Here is a 19,508-nt window from a genome sequence, read left to right on the forward strand (position 1 = left end):
TTTTGATGGCTGGTAGGAAATCAGAAATCGTATGAACCAGATACATAGAATGTACGTGGTGCCCCCAGCGATAGATTCGACAGGCGTGGCATGCCCCAATAAGCTTTATTGGTAAGATTCTTCACTTCTGCGCGTACCGTAAACGGATGGCCGGATACTTTAGCGTTATAGCGGGCGCCCACATCATAGACAGTGTGACCGCCCACAGATAAAGTATTTTCCTGATTTAGGTATTGCTTGGATACAGCGGTGGCGTTGGCAGATAGGGTCACAACACCAGCAGCGGCACGGATATCCCATTCTGCACCCAGCTTGCCCTGAACCTTGGCCACACCAGTGGCCATATTGCCTTCATTATCTCGTTTGGCTAGCCGAGTGAGCTCCGGTTTAATGTAGCTGGCACCCCCCATCAGACGAACATTTTCAATCGGCGTGGCAATAAAGCTCCACTCAATACCACGGTTGCGCTGCTGGCCGCCAGAGGTAAACATATTGGTGACCACATCCGTATAACTGCTGGGTTTTTTAATGGTGAACAGGCTGATGGTTTGTGACAGCTTGTCGTAATCAAATTTAATCCCCAGCTCAGCCTGCTTGGTTTTATACGGTGCAAATACTTTCGGGTAGTTGGCCGCCGTAATTGGCGCCGAATCACCCTTTGTCAGCCCTTGTATATAATTACCATACAGCGATATATGGTCATTGGCTTTAAACAGCAGTGCTGTACCGGGCGTTAAAGCATGTTTTTTGTAATGAGTCATCAGCGTTTTATAGCCGGGAGAGAACATATCGCTTTTCACCTCCTGATAACGCAGCCCCAGTGTTAGTTGCAGTCTTTCATCCAGAAAAGACATGATATCGGCCGCTCCATAGCTGGTGAGCTCAAGCGTACTGACTGAAATTGGTGGTTTATTGAACGGTACCGTTTTGCCCCATTTGGGGTGATACATATTGGTAATCCAGTCAGCACCGGCTACTCTTCTCACCCCGTAATCATGCTCATCATGTTTGTAATAAGTGGTATTCATTACCCACTGATGTGCCACCGGACCGGTATTGAATTGACCTTTCAAACCCACGTCTGCGGATTTTTTATCCACATCGAATGCTAGCTGGCCAATCATCGTATTGATGGTGCCTTTATTGTCCAGCAGCTCAGAAGAAGTGGCACCGTTGTATTCATATTTGGTTTTACTGCGACCAAACGCTGCATAAGCCGTGATGTTATCGTTAAAATCATATTCAGCCCGCATCATTGCACCGCGGTCTTTATTGCTGACATAAGACCAGTCGGGATTGACCAGCGTTTTCGGGTTTGGCGGTGCAGGAACATCTTTTATCTTGCCCAGATTGATCCCCCTCACTACGCCATCCACACGGTCATTAGCCATATACACATCGGCTGAAACTCTGGCTCGGTGGCCGCGCCAGTCCATTCCTATCGAACCAAGCTGCGTTTTCAGATCCTGCTGCCTCACCGGTCCGGAACCATCCTGATACACACCGTTGACACGGATACCAAACTGTTTGTCCTGACCAAACCGACGGCTGGCATCAATCGTGCCGCCCCATTGCGAATCAGACATATAGGTAGGTGATATTCGCAGCAGCGGTTCATCTCCGGCGCGTTTGGATACCAGATTAACCGTACCCGCCACCGAACCGGACGGCGGCATACCATTCAGCAGCGCAGAAGGTCCTTTCAGAACCTCAATCCGTGAAAACATGGCCGGTGGCGTACGGTAATATGGCGCAATACCGAATAACCCGTTCATCGACATATCATTGGTATCAGACTGAAAACCACGAATATAGTAATTTTCACTCCAGCCGCCAATTGCCCCATTGGTAAAAACAGATGGGTCGGTAGCTGCAATCACATCTGTAATATTGCGTGCCTGACTGTCTTCAACAAATTTATCCGTATAGCTCACCGTATTAAACGGCGTTTCCATTGCTGTTTTATTGCCAAGAAAACCAATACGACTGTTTTTAGACACATGGCCGCCGGGGTAAGTGCTACTTTGTCCTGCTTCAACCACCACTTCGGCCAGGTTGGCTTCACCGGAAGGTTGTGCCTTAGTAGTAGAAGCTTTCCTCACCGCTGCTTTAGCCTCATCATCAGCCGGTTGAGCATACAGCACCGGCGCATACATCAGCATGGCACTGGCCATACTCAGTAGCAGCGCTTTGGGTGCAAAAGCAGCAGCTTGTAAGCCACGGCTATCGCGTTTCTGGGGCGCAGACAGGCCATCCTGCCTGCGGTGATGCGTGTGTTTACCCATCAATTTCTCCTGAAAATTCAGTCTACAAAAATGTTTAAATTTATTGGCAGTAGTTGATTCCTGTAGGCTGATAAGGGTTTGGTTGTGAAATCGTTATCAGTATTATTGATAACCTTTCATCACATCCTGCATCAGCAAACGCATCGAAGTAGGGCTGGCACCAGTGGTATACCAGGCATCGGCATCCACAAAAACCACGCGCTTATTCTTCCATGCTTTGGTGGCGCGCAATAACGGATTGGTTACCTGAGCCTCCGTAATCACTGGCTGATGTTCCATTACCGAAGTGCGGTCGATGATATACAGAATGTCTGGGTCAGCCCGTTTGATAAACTCACTGGAAATTGGCTGTCCATGCAGCGTGGTGCTGGTGTCATTGCTGGCCGGTTTTACTCCCAGATCGCTGAAAATAAAGCCGTAACGGGAATCCACCCCGTAATTGCTAAAAGAACCATTGTTGTACAGTACCACCAGCGCCTTTTCCGGCCGTCCTTTTGTTACCGCGCGTACTTTATTCACCTCTGCATCCAACTGCGCCACCTTAGTGCTTGCCAGCTCTTCACGGTTGAAAATCTTACCCAGCGTCAGCAGATGGTTCTTAATTGTGTCTAGATGTCCGTGTTCACTGTTATTGAAATTAATTTCATAATACAGCGTGGGTGCAATCTCACTCAGCTCCTGATAATGGTCTTTCTGAATCGGAGTCATTAAAATCAGGTCTGGTTTCAAGGTATGGATGCGCTCCATATTCGGCTGCACAATACCGCCTAAGTCCGCAATATCATCATGATTATTTTGATATTTTTTCAGAAAATGCGGAATAAAATCCTTAGGCATGCCGGCAATCGGCACATTGAGCTGATCCAGAAAGTCTGCTTCATTCATATCCAGCGCCGCCACCCGCTGTGGCACATCATTAATTGTGGTGGTACCCAGCTGGTGTTTGATAACCAGTGGTTGGGCACGCATTTGTACCGGTGTGGCGGTTGTCGGTGCCGCCTGCTTATCACATCCACTCACCGCCAGCAGAGACATCACCGCCGTCAGTCCCAGCACACCGAGTGCACTTTTTCTGAGTTTCCCGTTCATATTTATCCTTTCAACGTATGAAAATACTGACACACATAACCATGCTTACCCTGACTGATTTCAAATTCCAGTTCATATAGCCCGCTCAAACGCTCTTCTGTTATGACTTCATGAGTAGCCCCGCTGAAATACACCTGTCCCTGTTTTAAGGCCACAATATAATCAGAATAATTGGCCGTAAAATTAATATCATGCACCACCATAATCACCGTTTTTTGTTGCTCCTCACACAGCCGCCGCACCGCTGACATAATCTGTACCGCATGATTCATATCCAGATTGTTTAGCGGCTCATCCAGCAGCAGAATCGGTGTTTCCTGTGCAATCGTCATTGCTAAAAAAGCCATTTGGCGCAGACCGCCACTTAATTCATCGATATACACATCGCGCAGCGCACCCAGCCCCAAAAAATCAATGGCCTCATTTATCACCTGATGGTCGCGTGCAGACAGCACCCCGTGCCCATACGGAAAACGGCCGAAAGACACCAGCTCCTTTACCGTTAGGCGCAGGCCGAAATAAGTCGACTGGCGCAGCGTTGCCACCAGACGGGCATATTCAGCAGTCCGGATGGCAGCGATATCCTGCTTTTCCAGCAGAATCGTGCCCGAAGTAGGGGATAGTAAACGGGCCAGAATCATGAGCAGTGTGGATTTACCTGCCCCATTCGGCCCGATCAATGCCGTTACCTGATGCAGCGGCAGCTGCAGATTAATATCCTTCAGCACCGGCTTATGGCCATAACTTTTACAAATATTCCGAATATCAATCATGCCATTCCCCGATGACGCACAATCAGCAGCAGGAAATACACCCCGCAAATCAGGTTAATTAAAATACTGACCGTGGTCTTATAATTGAACACATGCTCCACCAGAATCTGCGCCACCAGAAACACCGCCACCGCCACCGCACTGGCAAACCATAGAATGCGTTTATGCTGAAAATGGCCGGCAAAGGCATAAGCCATATTGGCAATAAATACACCCATAAATGCCGTCGGCCCTACCAGACTAGTCGATACCGCTACCAGCACCGCAATCAGACCAAATCCCCAGCGCACAAAACGTGCGTAATCTACTCCCAGCGACACAGCCTGTTCTTCACCCAGTGCCATCACATCCAGCGTGGATAGATACGGGTAGCCCAAGCTGCCCACAACCAGCATCGCTACTGCTGCATAAATTAGAGTCTGAATTTCCGAATGATTAAACGAAGCATAATTAATACCCTGAAACACCGAAAATTCACCTGGGCTAATTTTCAGCTCAATAAACTGCGTCAGCGTCGTAATCACCATCGTCAGCACCAGTCCAAACAACAGCAATAACCACAGATTCTGCCGTGCGCGTGGCAGCAGAAAATGATGAATCAGCCATGAATACAACAGCATCAGACCCATTGAAGCAAAGAAATTGCCATTGAGTCCCAGCAGCCCCAAACCACTCTGTCCGAGAAAAAACAGCAGCAGCACCTGCCAAAACAGATAAACCGATTCATAGCCCATCACTGCTGGCGTGAGAACACGGTTGGTCACCAATGTCTGAAATACCACCGATGACACCGCAATGCACACACCTGCCAGCAGAATCGTTCCGAGCCGCAACAGGCGTTTGGGCAGTACATAATCAACATCAAAGCCGGAGTCATACAGCATAAAAAACAACGCCAGTCCGACAATGCAGGCACATAGTATCCAGAAGCGACGGTTCATCAGCGTAACCCCCGCAAAATCAGTAACAGAAACACAATGCCGCCCACCGCTCCAGCTGTTAGCCCAATCGGTACTTCGAACGGATAAATCAGCAGACGGCCGCAGATATCACACAACAGCAGCAAGCAGGCACCACCAAGCGCCACCAGTGGCAGGGTTTTAGCCAAATGTTCACCATATTTCAGCGCTACCAAGTTTGGAATCACCAGCCCAATAAATGGAATCGATCCCACCGTAATTACCGTGGCAGCCACCGTTATCGAAACCAGCAGCAACCCCAGCGCCACCGTACGCCGGTAGCCCACACCCAGACTAGTGGCCATTTCCGCCCCCATGCCCACCACTGTAAACCGCTGAGCAAACACAAAGCTGAGCACAAGCACCGGAATCAGCACATACAGCAGCTCATAATGCCCCTGTACCACACGGGCAAAATCACCCATTAGCCAACCTTGCACATTTTGGAGAAGATTATATTTATAAGCATAGAATTCAGCTGCAGCACTGAGCACACAGCCATACATCAGCCCGATAACCGGAATCAGCACAACTTGTTGAAAACGGATTCTGGCAACAATCAAAATATAAATCGCACCGGCTACAAAGCAGAACAGCAGTGCAGTCAGCATTTTGCTGAACACACCGGCTGAAGGCAGCAGCACCAGCGATACCAGAATGCCCAGCTTAGCCGCATCCAGCCCGCCAGCCGTTTCCGGTTCCACAAATTTATTGCGGACAATCTGTTGCAAAATCACCCCGCTAACAGACAGCCCCATACCCGTCAGAATAATGGCTATCAGGCGCGGCAGACGGCTGGCGCGTAGCGTCAGCCAGTCACCCTCGGCACCGGCCAGTAAGCCCGACCATGACACCGGATCTGAGCCTACCAGCAAAGACACAATGCACAAACTGATAAACACAGCCGTCAGCGCGCGATACATCAGCCTAAAGCCTTATCAGCGTGACAACAGCACCTTGCTATCGACATTGAATTGAAAATAAGAAAAACTGCAAGCCGGCAGGATAAATTCTGCGCCTGCTCTGGCTGAAACCGCCCGCGCATTGATTCTCCTCAAGAAGGTGTATTGAATTCTTATCTCATGAGCACATGATTCATAACATATGCCCAAAATAGATAACACCGATTATTATTGATGGAAATGAGAATCAATTGTATTATATTGCTAAATTATATGTAAAGTCTTATTAATACAATAAAAACAATCTAGCTTCAAAAGCAGAATAACACCGACACAAGCCCCTCAAATAGTTAATAAAAGTTAATTTATTGGCTTTTTATACCAATAAACGGCCATCAATTAACATTTACTCACTTAGCATAGTCAAGACAAGAGAGGTTAAACAGCATGCTCAACACCCAAACAGCACCATCACCCGCAACCGAACACGAAGAATACATCTGGATGCAGCAATTGCAGGAACCGGAGCAGATAAAATATCAGCTCACAGCATGGCAGATGCATCCTGCTCCGGATACTGCCATCCTGCAACAAAGCATTCAAAATCTGCTCAGCAACCATCCCGATTTAAATACCCGTTACGAATTCACCGATGATGGCGATTTATACAAATATCCAGACACAGACTGGACAGCCTGCATACATCATGAGCAGACAGACTCAGACAGCGTTGCCGGCTTATTAACTACTCTGGCGCAGCTTCAATGGCAACCAGAAAGCATGCCCCCGTTTTTGGCCGATATCATCAGCACCAGCACTGGCGTTACACTGGCCTTTCGCTTCCATCCAATACTCTCACAATCATTCACAACCGAAGAACTATGTGAAGAAATAATGGCTGATTACACCAAGTTGAGTCATTCTACCCGCCCGCCCGAGCTGATTCCCATTAATCTAGACGGCCTCAACACCATGGTTCAGGCACACGCTAACAGTGCCATTTCTGACCTTATTCTGACCGAGTTCAGAAACACACTGGCTGAGCCGGATATGTCAGCGGACGATGACTTCTTCGACTTTGGTGGACATTCACTGCTGGCTACCCGCGTCATTGGCAACCTACAAAACAACCATGGCGTCAAACTCACCTTCAACGACTTCTTCAAATCACCCACCGCCCGTGCACTGGCTGCAGTTGCGCGGCAAGAGCAGGCACCAGCCAACACCACTGAAGCACAGCCGGATGAGCAGGCACCCCTAACACTGGCACAGGATTTTCTATGGCAGGCCTACCGTGCTTTCAACTTTAGTCCCATATACAACTTACCCTTTGCTGTAGAATTTCTGCAGCCAATCAATGAAGAAGCTTTGCATCAGGCTTTTCAGGACTTAATCATCCGCCACGTTGGTTTGCGTACACTATTTCGCAGTGATGGAAAGCAAACCATACAATACACCGTGCCTGTAGCCGAACTAAAGCAATACCACTGGTTCTGGCCAAGCAGCGACAGCACCGGCGCAATCCTGGCCTCCGAAGCTGCCTACCAGTTTGACCTGACCCGCGAACTGCCACTCAGAATCCGGTTATTAAAAGCCAAAAACGACCACACCATTCTTTCTTTTCTCGTGCATCACATGGTCATCGACGAATGGTCTCTAAATACCATCATGGCCAATTTAAACACCGCCTACGCCGCCCGCCTGCAAGGTAAAGCGCCTGAATGGCCAAATAGCGTACCGAGTATTCATGAATTTGCACGCCAGCAACGTTTGCACGGCATCGACCCGCAACACCTCGAATACTGGCGCAGCCGTCTGCAAGGAGCCGTTACCGGCCTGAACCTAAAAACAGCCGTCCCCGCAACCGGCAACAGCATCCCACAGGTAGAATGGCTGCAACTCAGTTTCGACCACACCTTCCATCAACAAATTTCTGCCTTTGCCAGAACCCACCACGCCTCTATTTTCAGCGTGTTTTACACCGCCATCGCCAGCGTGCTGCAAAAAGAGGGCGATTTACAAGAAATCGTTATCGGCACCTCAGCTTCCGGCCGTACCGACCCAAATTACTTTGACACCGTCGGCTACTTCACCACCATGGTGGCTCACCGTATCCGTTTTAGTCCGCATCAGACATTCGATTCCCTGCTAGCTGCCACCAGCCAGCAAATCAACGAATCCATGGAATATGCAGATATCCCGATAAACTATATCCAGCAAGCCATCGGCATCCCCGATAATCAGGGCTTAATGTTTGACGTATACATCCACATCCACTCCGGCAACGCCCTCAACGGTGAGCTCAACACCCCACAGGGTACGGTTCCCTACCGGCAAATACTGCCCGAACGCAATGAATCCATGTTTGGCCTGCATTTCGAAATCATGGAAAACCTCATCAACAACCAGCCCAGCCTGAGCATGATCATCACCTATCAGGCACACCGCTTCCCGAGCGCATTAGTCCAACGCATTGCCGCTGAAATACAACAGTTATTGCTGCAATTGGCCGCTCAGGCTGTCATCAAAGCTGGTCGCTAAACCAAAGTCCCAAAACAATAAAGTGCTTAAATCTACTTTAAGCACTTTATTGATATTATTTTCTAACACTAATGCTGCATCTTCTGCTGCACCTGTCGCACCACATCCTGTATCGTCTTACAACGCAGCAGCAACGGCGCCTCAAGCTTAATATCAAACTGCTCTTTAATCCGGTCAGCCACCTGCATCAATTGTTTCAGTCGCATGCCCATCGCTAGAATCTCAGTGTGTCCAGTGATATTTTCGGTACTGGCAGCCGATTGCGAGTGGAAGTCGTGGAAAATCGCCACAATATCCGCAGCCAGAGTCTGCTCCTGCACTGAAGTGGTCTCAGCCTGCGGTGCAGACGGATACAACTGTTCCTGTGCCATTTGCTGAACCAGCTTGCGGTCAATTTTCACATTGCGTGTTAGCGGAATTTCCTCAACCGCCAGCCAGCGTGTCGGAATATGTGATTTAGGCAGGCTCAACAGCAGATGTTCTTTCAACGCCAAAATATCCACATCCTCCATCCCCGCCGGCAGCTTATACACGGCCACCAGTTCCTGCATCGCTGTTACCGGATGCGTACAGCCCACCACCACACTATCGGCTAGGCCGCCGGATTTAGCCAGCACCGCTTCCACCTCTGCCGCCGAAATCCGTACTCCCTTAATCTTCAAATAACCTTGCGTACGCCCCGCAAAAATAATATTGCCATCCTCACGGATATAGCCCAGATCACTCATACGTAATGCAACTTTTCCGCCTGCGCAGTCCAGTGGCACAAAATCATTGGTCAGCATCTGCCCATTAAGCAGATAACCATTGGATAGATTCACACCTGACATATACATTTGCCCCACCTCACCAAGCGCACACGGCTGCAATGCTTCGTCCAGAATATAGTAACGGTTGTGTGGCAAAGCCTGACCATAAGGAATCACATCCACATCTTGTGCTGTTATTTCATGCCATATACTCCAGATAGTGGTTTCCGTCGGCCCCCCAAGCGAAAACAGACGAGCCTGTGGTAGTTGCTGGCGTAAATACTCAATCAGAGCAGGCTTAATATAATCACCTCCCTGTGCCACCAGCCGCAACGATTGTAATTGCTCCGGCCGCGCCACACTGCACAGCATATACACAATTGCCGGCACACTCACCCACACTGTAATCTTATGTTCGGCTACCAGCTCAGCCCATGCACACGCATCCTTCACTTGCATTATCGTTGGCACTACCAGCGTTGCTCCCTGAGCCATCGCCGTAAACACATCGAATACCGACATATCATGATGAAATGGCGTTACCGCCATCAACACATCTTCCTGCCGTACTTGCCACCTGTCGATTGTGTGTTCGAGCACATTCGCCGTAGCCTGATTATTCAGAACCACACATTTCGGCACCCCCGTACTGCCGGAAGTATACAAATAATAAGCCGCACTTCTGTCCAGCCGGTAGCGGCATTCCGCCATCGGCATTAACGGAGCTGACGGTAGCTCATCCAGCACAATACATTGCCGACCAGCAATATGCGCTTGTGCAATCACGACATCAACCTCACTATTGTCGAGCAAATACATACGCCGTGCCGGTGGTGCGTCCATATCCACCGGTAACCAAATAATGCCCAGCAGCGCGCATGCCACCACCGCATACACATGCTCCGCGCTTTTAGGCAGACACACCGCCACCACCGCGCCAGCTTGTAAATCTTTTTGTTGCAATGCCTGCATGAATCTGGCCACCTGTTCACCCATCTGTGGATAACTAATGGCCTGACCAGCATAAAAGAGTGCCGTTTTATCCACCGCACCCGCAAACAAATTACGCCGGATACGGTCTAAAAAATCAAACACCTGCTCCCCTGTACCCTCTGTATGCAATCCGTCCGGTACATAGTCATCTGATGCAGAAGGGTAGGGTTGTTGTAGCGCGGCTTGGTCAGATTGCATATCAATTTCTCCCATTATCGTGAAAACACAGTGGCAGCCATCAAGCATTGCCCGCTCAGTTAACTGCCTGCAGACAAACACATTCTATACATGATTAACGCTTTTTAAAAGATAATAATAATTATTTTCATTTATAAATATCGGTATGATTTATAAATATTTTTCTAATCGTATCTGATTGTCAGATATATCTTGTCAAACTCAGCAGGTAATAATTGCCAGACGCAGAAGAGTAGGGACAAATTGGCTGAAAGAGCAGATTTGTATAAAACATAAACAGCCGCAAACATTTAGCAGGAATAAATCACAACAATATTTTTGTTGCTCCTTATTCTAAGTATACATATAATAAGTTTACTTATTAAAAAGGGAAAACAATGGACAAAATAGCAATCACTTTCACTTTGCCAACCACAGCTACACCAGAAAAAATCTGGCCTTACTTCACTGAAATCGCATTAAGACAGCAGTGGGAAACCGATCTAGAAGAATTTCGCCTCACAGGCGAACTCAAAACCGGCGTACAGGGCATGTTTAAAATTCAGCATATGCCCGCAATGCCTGTAACACTTTCAAAAGTCATAACCAATCAGGAATTTACTGAAGAATTTAATATGCCCGATATCGGCTTATTATATTTTTCCCATCAGATAGTGCAGCTATCAAAAGACCAATATGCCTTAAAAGCTGAAATTGCGCTCATTCCTGATGAAAAACTTGATGATGCCGCAACTCGTGATTTTCTAAAACAAATCTCTGATGATATTATGGACAAAGCATACGCATTGAAACATCTCGTCGAGAACTAAAAAATGAGTCAGGACAATAAATTTCATACACAATTTACCAAAGATAGCGATTCAATTGGTTTTGTTTTCATGAAAACTTATTCGTCCTGGCACAACCAAATAAAAAATTGTCTCAAACAGCAGCACATCACCCATCCCCAGTTTATCGTACTGGCCACACTTGCCTATTTGTCACAATATGAGCAAGAAATCACACAAGTCTTACTCGCCGATAAAACCAATATCGACGTCATGACCATCTCACAGATACTGGAAAATCTAGAAAAAAAAGACTATATCATCCGCAGCGTTTCCAGCAGAGACAGCCGTGCCAAATCCATTACCCTCACACCAGCCGGCTTCGACAAGGCCAATCAAACCGTGCCTCTAGTCGAGCACATAGACCAGCAGTTTTTCGCGGCATTAGGGAAAAATAAAAACCGCTTCCATCAGATGCTTTTAGCCCTGTTGAAAGTTTAAAACTAAGTTTTCTTCGGTTTACTTTAACTATAGTAGACTTAAAATGTTAATTATACCAACATCATTTATATGGCAATTGGCTGATATTGCCAATCATTGTTTCCCCAAATTATAGAAAAATTTGCCACAATTATGATCAAAGATTGATTTATATTTGAATAAAAATTGTTTTATTGAATACAAAAAAATAACCGCTCTTGGCGGTTATTAATGGTGGCCAGAGGCAGGATCGAACTGCCGACACACGGATTTTCAGTCCGTTGCTCTACCGACTGAGCTATCTGGCCATCGGGGAAGAGTGCGCATTAAACCAGATATTAGCGTGCTTGGCAAGTATTTTATTGGTTTGGTTGTTTATATGATTGTTTCTGTAACAGAAAAATCTGATTCATGACATTTTGCTTGCTATATTGGCAGCCAATGCTCCACTCTAAATGCTTTCTAGGTCTGGTTTTTGGTTAATAGTGGACGGGTAAACGGAGCTGTATTAAGGTAAGCATTTTTTATCACAAAGGCGAAACAGATGCAGGGCGAAGATAAGCCGCAATGGTTAAATGGCTGGTGGCAGCAATGTACGCATACACCGTCGCCGAATTTTAGTCCCCGCCCGCAGCCGGCCGATATATCGCTAATTGTGTTACATAATATTTCCCTGCCACCCTTTGAATACGGACAGGAAGCAGTACAGCGGCTGTTTACCAATCAGATTAAAGCGGATGAACCGGATGATTTTATGCGCTCGCTTACTGCTTTGCGCGTATCCAGTCATTTCTTGATTGAGCGCAGTGGTGCTTTAGTGCAGTTTGTATCCTGTGATGATGCAGCATATCAGGCGGGCGTATCGCGGTTTGAGGGGCGAGAAGGCTGTAATGCGTTTTCGATTGGTATTGAGCTTGAAGGCTGCGATTTTGAGCCGTTTACAGAGTTTCAATATGCACAGCTAATTGAGTTATTGCAAGCATTATGTGTCCGTTATCCGATACGCGCAATTACTGGTCATCAGCATGTGGCGCCGGGACGTAAGTCTGACCCAGGGCATTTTTTTCAGTGGCCGCGGCTCTGTGAGCATCATTTGCCAGTAATAACGGATTATCAATGGCCTTTGTAGCTTAAAGCTGCCTGTGGGTGGTATTTTTGGTTATAATTCCGGTTAACTGTTAATTAAATTGCGGCTTTCGCAAATTGTCTAGTAGGAATGTAATGAGTGATTCTGTATTGATTGTGCTGGTGGTGGGTGCAGCCATTATTCTGGCGGTACTGGCCTATAATATTTATCAGGAAAGCCAATACCGCAAGCAGTTGCGTGATCAGTTTGGTCATGCCAATAAAGATGCTTTACTGGACAGTCAGGTAAATTCAGTACGCGATGGTGCAGAAGCACAGTCGGTGCTGAATACCAAAGCCATGGTGCCAGAGCCTGAGGAGGATAAAGCTGCAGATGCTGTGGCGGCGCAGGCTGAAACCATATTTACCGGTGAAAACGTCGTGCCCGAAGCCTCTGAAGAGCTGGCAGCGGAAGAAGAAATCATTGAGGCGGTAGAGCCTGTGCCGGCAGCGGATTCTGAAGAGATTGCAGCAGGGAATACATCTGAACGTGCCCCGATGGTGCCATTATCACGTACTGTTGCAGTAAAAGGACGTAAAACTTTGCTGGACGTACACGATATGTCCAAACAGCCACTGCCATGGTTTGATGTTCGTTTTGATTATCTGGCTTATATTGCTTTGTACGAACCGAAAGAATTGCATGCTATGCCGCGCTTGAGCAGCCGTTCCCGTTTTAGGCTGGTGGGCTGCACCATGGACGACCGGTATCAGATAGCCGAGCCGATTCCTAGTGTTTACTATCAGGGATTTGTGGTTGGTTTACAGGCAATCAGTCGTAGCGGTCTGCTGACCCATGAAGAGCTGGCGCATTTTGGTGAACAGGCAAATCGCTTCGCTGAGCAGATGGATGGTCAGTTATTGTTAACTGATATTAACACTTTCCTCGATGTGGCGCGGCCGCTCGATGAGCTGTGCGCCCGTGTTGATCAGACCATTGCCATTCATCTAGTATCGCGTAGCAATGTTAGTGGAATGGAATTGCGCACGGCGGTGGAAAAACAGGGATTTGAGCTTGGGCACGATGGGGCGTTCTTTTATGCCGGTAGTGATGGTGAACCTTTGTTTAATATTGTTACCTTGGATAACACGCCGTTTACATCCACTTTGTTAGCAAATCAAAATTATCGTGGATTCAGTATGTTATTTGATATAGTACATATACCGAACGGCGAAAAATGTTTTGATCAGTTTATGGATATGGCAGTTAAGCTTTCTAGTCAGCTGGGTCTGGATCTGGTTAATGATAAAGTGGAAGAATTATCCACTGAATGGCTGCGAGAAGTGCGCCGTTATGTGATTGACCGGCAGAAAGAAATGAAGCAAGTTGAGCTGGACCCCGGAAGTGAACTGGCAAAAAGACTGTTTTCCTGATATTGCCTGAGATTTTAATTAAAGAAGAGATGGCAAGCCGCAGAATGGGGTTTGCCATTTTTTTTAGCTGCTTTAAGGAAAGACTGCTATGGATTCAGTAAGCGAACAGCAAATAATTGATTTAACTGCACTGCTTAATCGCTATGCCCATGAGTACTATGATTTGGATGCGCCTACTGTCCCAGATGCTGAATATGACCGGCTGTTTCGACAGTTACAAGCATGGGAAGAACAGTATCCGCAATGGCGCCAACCAGACAGCCCAAGCAGACGTGTGGGTGGGCAGGCGCAGCAAAAATTTACTGCAGTGGTGCATCAGATTCCAATGTTATCGCTGAATAACGCATTTTCACCGCTGGACGATAATAATAAGTTTGACCACAGCGAAATGTATGCTTTTGATAAGCGTGTGCGTGATGGTCTGGGTGCTGAGCCTGATTATATTGTGGAACCGAAATTTGATGGTCTGGCCATCAGTCTACTTTATCGGGACGGCTTATTGATACAGGCTTCTACTCGTGGCGATGGCTATACGGGCGAAGACGTAACCGAAAACGTACGCACCATTATCAATATTCCTTTGCGCCTGCAAGAAAACGATGTACCCAGTGTGCTCGAAGTGCGGGGTGAGGTGCTGATGCTGAAAGCCGATTTTGAGCGGCTCAATGCGCACCAGCAGGCAGAAAATCTGAAAACTTTCGCCAATCCGCGTAATGCCGCCGCCGGCAGTTTGCGCCAGCTTGACCCAAAAATTACCGCGCAACGACGCCTGCATTTCTATGCTTATGGTGTGGCACAACTGGATGAACGCTTTGCCGTAGCAAGTCACAGTGAAGAATTAGCTTTAATGGCTCGGTTGGGCTTAACCATTCCGCCGCAAGATACTTTATGTTACCACGCCAATATCGAAAAAATACTTGCCTTTTATGAACATATTTATCAGGTGCGTGCTGATTTACCATTTGGTATCGATGGTGTGGTGATTAAAGTTGATAATCTGGCACAGCAGGACAAACTGGGCTATGTGGCACGCGCGCCGCGCTTTGCTATTGCGCAAAAATTTCCAGCTGAGGAAATGTTGACTACGGTAGAAGCCATTGATGTGCAGGTGGGAAGAACCGGTGCGGTAACACCGGTGGCGCGATTGACGCCGGTATTTGTTGGCGGTGTGACCGTGACAAATGCTACATTACATAATGAAGGTGAGGCTCAGCGCAAAGATGTGCGCGAGGGTGATACCGTAATAGTGCGCCGTGCCGGTGATGTAATACCGGAAATTGTATCGGTGGTGCTGGCACAGCGGCCGATGGTGGAACAACAAACCGATTTAATCACACCTGCAGAAGCAGTACCAAAGTATCCGCCATTTCGTATGCCGGAGCATTGTCCAGTTTGTGGTCATGAAATTGTGCGCGAAGAGGGCGAAGCAGTAGCGCGCTGTAGTGGCGGCATGCTGTGTCAGGCACAGCGGGTACAGGCGCTGATTCACTTTGCATCACGCCGTGCCATGGATATCGAAAATCTGGGCGAGCGCCAAATTGAATTGCTGGTAGCTCAGAAACGCGTTCACCATTTTGCTGATGTCTATCATCTGCAACTAGATGATTTACTGGCGATGAAGCAGCAGGCTAAACAGGAAGCGGCCAATAGTGAAGAGTCTGCGGCAGATGAGCTTGCCTTATCTACAACCGGTAAAGCGGCCAAGCAGCAGCCTTCCAAATGGGCTGAAAATATTCTCGCAGGCATTCAGGCTAGCCGTCAGCGCCCGCTTGCTAATCTTATCTATGCTTTAGGTATTTTTCATGTGGGCGAACGTACAGCCAAACAATTGGCACAGGCTTTTGGTGATCTGACTACACTAACACAGGCTACCGAGCCTTTATTGGCCTGTTTGCCAGATATAGGCAGTGTAGTAGCACATTCTGTGGCTTATTTTTTCAGTCAGAAAGATCAAACCAGCCAGTTAAAGGAATTGCTTGCTGCTGGTGTGCAACCTCAGCCGGAAACCCGTCGTTTGCCACTGCAAGATTATTTTATTCCTGAGCGTATACTCGCGCGTTTACCAGGAGCAAATCTGACTGAGTCGAGAGCACAGAAATTATGGCAACTGGCCGGTATGGACTGGGCTAAGCTTTTTACCGATAAAGCTTTACCCGAAAGCTGGCAGCTGTGGTGTGCTGAACCACAAAATCATGAATTATTAAAACAAACCATAACTTTATGTGAGCAGTTGCTTGCCGTTCAGCCGGAACAAATTACATCAGCAGCCAATGAAGCCGTAGTCGGTAAAACCTTTGTGCTTACTGGCACTTTACCTAGCTGGTCGCGCGATGTGGCTCAGCAGCATATTGAAGAATGTGGTGGAAAAGTAAGTGGCAGTGTGTCAAAGAAAACCGATTTTGTAGTGGCTGGAGCAGATGCGGGCAGTAAGCTGGCCAAAGCGGAAGCACTTGGTGTTACCATATTAGACCAAAGCGCATTGATGACCATGTTGGGAATAAAAGAATAGAACTGATGAAAATACAACCAATTCGTAAATGTGTATTTCCGGTGGCGGGGATGGGTACCCGCTTTTTACCGGCTACTAAAGCCAGCCCTAAAGAAATGCTACCGATTGTAGATAAACCACTGATTCAGTATGCAGTTGAAGAAGCAGTGGCAGCCGGCTGTACCGAGCTGGTTTTTATTACCGGCCGTAATAAACGCTGTATCGAAGATCATTTCGACAAAGCGTATGAGTTAGAAACCGAGCTGGCATATCGTAACCAAAATAAACTACTAGATTTTGTGCAGGATATTTTGCCACCCAATGTTACCTGTCTGTATATCCGGCAGCCTTCAGCATTAGGTCTGGGGCACGCAGTATTATGCAGCCGTGCGGCCATTGGTAAAGAGAATTTCGCCGTGGTTCTGGCTGATGACCTGATAGATGCCCAGCCGGGAGCATTAAGCCAGATGATGGAGGTTTATTATCGTACTGGCTGTAATGTACTGGGCGTGGAAAATATTGACCCGCAGCAGACAGGTGCATATGGCATCGTGGAAATCGCCCGTGAAGATACGGATGATTATATCCAGAGCATCGTCGAAAAACCACATCCTGATGATGCACCTTCACATCTAGGTGTAGTAGGGCGCTATATTTTGTCTGCACGGGTATTTGATTTTCTGACAAATCTACCGCGTGGTGCTGAAGGTGAAATTCAGCTTACGGACGCAATTGCCCGCCTGCTAACTGAGCAGAAGATGATTGCGTATGCATTCAGCGGCACCCGCTATGATTGCGGTGATAAGCTTGGTTATCTTGAGGCTACCGTAGCTTATGGTTTGAAACATCCTTTAGTTGGGGAAGACTTCCGGAAGCTATTGCAACAAATGGTTTGTTAATTATTTCAATAGCCGGCCTGTATCAGGTTTTGCTCCTAGGCCGGTTATGATAATCACGTTATTTAATTCAGACACCAGTCAGAGTAAATATCTATTTCTAAATTCCGGTAGCTAAAAGGTTTTAACAAGATCAGTTTTTTATTTGTTCCCAACTTATATCATATTTAGCCAGATATTTTTTCAGCCTGTCAGCATCATTGGCACGCTGTTTCTGCGCTCGTGACACCGCAAACAGATAGCGACCCGCTTCAGATAAAGTTCGGCTTTTGCGGCATACTTCCAGCACTTTTTCTAATTGATAGCGGTCAAATTCATCTAATTCAGCTGGAATCAGCGCATCCCTAGAAGTGTTTTGCTGCCAATGTCGCTGTAAACGCTGAATTTCATCTTCAACCTGTACCAAAGTAATATTTCCTTGGGTGGCTAACGTTGCCATGCGCGTAATAGACGCAGTAAGCTCGCGGAAATTGCCTGTCCACAGAGCAGTAGCCGACGTGGCAAAATTCACATAACGGCTTCTAGATTGCTGATTAAAGCGCGGCATGGTGCCATATTCCTGTGCAAAGCGCGCCAGCTCAAAATCGATATTTGGCTCTATATCTTCCTTACGTTCCGCCAGACTGGGCAATTGATAGCTCCATAAATTAATGCGCGCGTACAAATCTTCCCTAAACTTGCCTTCTGCAATAGCCTGCTTTAAATCTCTATTGGTACCGGCAATCAACTGAAACTGACTGGATACCAGCTTATCCGAACCGAGCGGATAAAATTGTTTTTCTTCAATCGCTTTCAGCAGAATAGCCTGCTCATCCAGCCCCAGTTCGCCAATTTCATCCAGAAACAGCAAACCATTATCCGCCTGTTTCAGTAAGCCGCTTCTGGCCGTAATGGCGCCGGTAAATGCCCCTTTGTGGTGACCAAACAGAGTGGACAAAGCATTATCACCACACAGCGTGGCACAATTAATTTCCACAAACTGCCCGCTTAGTTGATGCTGATTCAGCTTAAGCTGGTAAATTTGCTTAGCCAGAAATGATTTACCCGCACCAGTAGGGCCACACAGCAGAATGGGCGCATGTGAGCGGCTGGCCACCTGTTCTATTTCAGAAATTAACTGATTGTAATGTTGATTTCGGGTGGCAATACCTGATTTAAGTAACTCAGTCGCCTGACTGGCATACTGCTGGAAACGAGTCAGAATCTGGTCGTAGCGGTGTAAATTCAAATCAATAATATTAATCTGCCCTCTACTGCACAGATGCTGGTGTTCTTCAGCTACAGACAACACATTTTCCGCCTTGGCTGTATTTTTTTCAGGTGGGGAAGATTGCAACAATCTAGCCGGATAAAAGCGTGATTCAGCCAGCAAAAACCAGCAAATCTGCATCACATGCGTACCAGTCGTGATATTTAAAAAATAATTCTCCGCTTCAGCATCAAACTGATAACTTTTAGCTAAATCCAATAAACAGGTATACACCTCTTCGAAATCCCACGGGTCGCGTATCTGTACCTCAACCGGATTTACCTGAGTCTGCGGCGCAATAGTGTGAATATCCTGCACAATTTCAGTCAGTAATCTCTTATCACAGGCTTGATACAACAGCTCAAGGCGTGAAACCGGCAATTCTGGATGATTGCAGACATCTAACGTAGGCCGCCAGCGCCCCCAGCGTTTTCTCCCCTTGCCGCGCTGGTCTAGAACATTACCCAAAAAGCCAAAAACAACGTTTCTCTTATTCATCTCATCTTTCTTATCATTTATAAATATCCATAAAATTATATATAAATAGATAAAAAAATGGAGTATTTTTTGCAATAAAAATGTGCATAAAAACTTAAAATATATTTATTTAAGTATTAAAAATAATCACTTATGAACTTTT

The 19,508-nt window shown here is 47.0% G+C and carries 14 protein-coding genes and 1 tRNA gene; 7 read left to right on the forward strand and 8 right to left on the reverse strand.

Features of this window, described 5'->3' with window-relative positions:
- Window positions 1-20 precede the first annotated feature (20 nt).
- From J3U75_RS08600 to J3U75_RS08620, 5 genes are all read right to left on the reverse strand, one after another.
- A complete protein-coding gene (locus J3U75_RS08600; protein ID WP_323811360.1) occupies window positions 21-2,285 on the reverse strand; it encodes a TonB-dependent siderophore receptor in 2,265 nt (754 codons plus the stop codon).
- A gap of 102 nt (window positions 2,286-2,387) precedes the next feature.
- Window positions 2,388-3,374, reverse strand: a complete 987-nt coding sequence (locus tag J3U75_RS08605; RefSeq protein ID WP_323811361.1) for a siderophore ABC transporter substrate-binding protein — start codon at window positions 3,372-3,374, stop codon at window positions 2,388-2,390.
- Window positions 3,375-3,376: 2 nt separating this feature from the next.
- The gene (locus J3U75_RS08610; RefSeq protein WP_100156536.1) at window positions 3,377-4,147 is read right to left on the reverse strand and encodes an ABC transporter ATP-binding protein; all 771 of its coding nucleotides are present in this window, start codon (window positions 4,145-4,147) and stop codon (window positions 3,377-3,379) included.
- Window positions 4,144-5,088, reverse strand: coding sequence for an iron chelate uptake ABC transporter family permease subunit (locus J3U75_RS08615; protein ID WP_100151897.1), 945 nt, complete (start codon window positions 5,086-5,088; stop codon window positions 4,144-4,146). The genes J3U75_RS08610 and J3U75_RS08615 overlap by 4 nt, the downstream gene beginning before the upstream one ends.
- A complete protein-coding gene (locus J3U75_RS08620) occupies window positions 5,088-6,029 on the reverse strand; it encodes an ABC transporter permease (protein WP_267391561.1) in 942 nt (313 codons plus the stop codon). Before J3U75_RS08620 ends, J3U75_RS08615 begins: the two co-directional genes overlap by 1 nt.
- Window positions 6,030-6,455: 426 nt before the next feature.
- Here J3U75_RS08620 and J3U75_RS08625 point away from each other — a divergent pair, with 426 nt between their 5' ends.
- Window positions 6,456-8,549 carry a condensation domain-containing protein gene (locus tag J3U75_RS08625; protein ID WP_267391562.1) on the forward strand — a complete coding sequence of 698 codons (2,094 nt, stop codon included), beginning with the start codon at window positions 6,456-6,458 and terminating at the stop codon, window positions 8,547-8,549.
- Between the two features lie 68 nt (window positions 8,550-8,617).
- Here the strand turns inward: J3U75_RS08625 and J3U75_RS08630 are convergent, their stop codons facing one another.
- Window positions 8,618-10,489, reverse strand: a complete 1,872-nt coding sequence (locus J3U75_RS08630; protein ID WP_267391563.1) for a non-ribosomal peptide synthetase — start codon at window positions 10,487-10,489, stop codon at window positions 8,618-8,620.
- A gap of 377 nt (window positions 10,490-10,866) precedes the next feature.
- On the opposite strand from J3U75_RS08630, the gene J3U75_RS08635 reads away from it, so the two are divergent.
- Together J3U75_RS08635 and J3U75_RS08640 are read left to right on the forward strand one after the other, a co-directional pair.
- Window positions 10,867-11,298 carry a hypothetical protein gene (locus J3U75_RS08635; protein WP_267391564.1) on the forward strand — a complete coding sequence of 144 codons (432 nt, stop codon included), beginning with the start codon at window positions 10,867-10,869 and terminating at the stop codon, window positions 11,296-11,298.
- Between the two features lie 69 nt (window positions 11,299-11,367).
- On the forward strand, window positions 11,368-11,757 hold the full coding sequence (locus J3U75_RS08640) for a MarR family winged helix-turn-helix transcriptional regulator (protein ID WP_267391565.1): 390 nt from the start codon (window positions 11,368-11,370) through the stop codon (window positions 11,755-11,757).
- Between the two features lie 211 nt (window positions 11,758-11,968).
- Here the strand turns inward: J3U75_RS08640 and J3U75_RS08645 are convergent.
- Window positions 11,969-12,044 (reverse strand) — tRNA-Phe (locus J3U75_RS08645).
- A 236-nt stretch (window positions 12,045-12,280) separates the two neighbouring features.
- Here J3U75_RS08645 and ampD point away from each other — a divergent pair.
- From ampD to galU, 4 genes are all read left to right on the forward strand, one after another.
- Window positions 12,281-12,865: a 1,6-anhydro-N-acetylmuramyl-L-alanine amidase AmpD gene (gene ampD, locus J3U75_RS08650; protein ID WP_267391566.1), complete on the forward strand. Its 585-nt coding sequence runs from the start codon at window positions 12,281-12,283 to the stop codon at window positions 12,863-12,865.
- 107 nt (window positions 12,866-12,972) lie between these two features.
- Entirely contained in the window at window positions 12,973-14,235 is a 1,263-nt protein-coding gene (locus J3U75_RS08655) for a cell division protein ZipA C-terminal FtsZ-binding domain-containing protein (protein WP_267391613.1), read from the forward strand.
- 88 nt (window positions 14,236-14,323) lie between these two features.
- Window positions 14,324-16,744 (forward strand): NAD-dependent DNA ligase LigA, encoded by a 2,421-nt coding sequence (ligA, locus tag J3U75_RS08660; protein WP_267391567.1) that lies wholly within the window; start codon window positions 14,324-14,326, stop codon window positions 16,742-16,744.
- An 11-nt stretch (window positions 16,745-16,755) separates the two neighbouring features.
- Entirely contained in the window at window positions 16,756-17,622 is an 867-nt protein-coding gene (gene galU, locus J3U75_RS08665) for a UTP--glucose-1-phosphate uridylyltransferase GalU (RefSeq protein ID WP_100151929.1), read from the forward strand.
- A 130-nt stretch (window positions 17,623-17,752) separates the two neighbouring features.
- Here the strand turns inward: galU and rtcR are convergent, their stop codons facing one another.
- Window positions 17,753-19,366, reverse strand: coding sequence for an RNA repair transcriptional activator RtcR (rtcR, locus tag J3U75_RS08670; protein ID WP_267391568.1), 1,614 nt, complete (start codon window positions 19,364-19,366; stop codon window positions 17,753-17,755).
- Window positions 19,367-19,508 lie beyond the last annotated feature (142 nt).

It is taken from the genome of Snodgrassella sp. B3088 (assembly GCF_026535815.1).
GTDB lineage: Bacteria > Pseudomonadota > Gammaproteobacteria > Burkholderiales > Neisseriaceae > Snodgrassella > Snodgrassella alvi_E.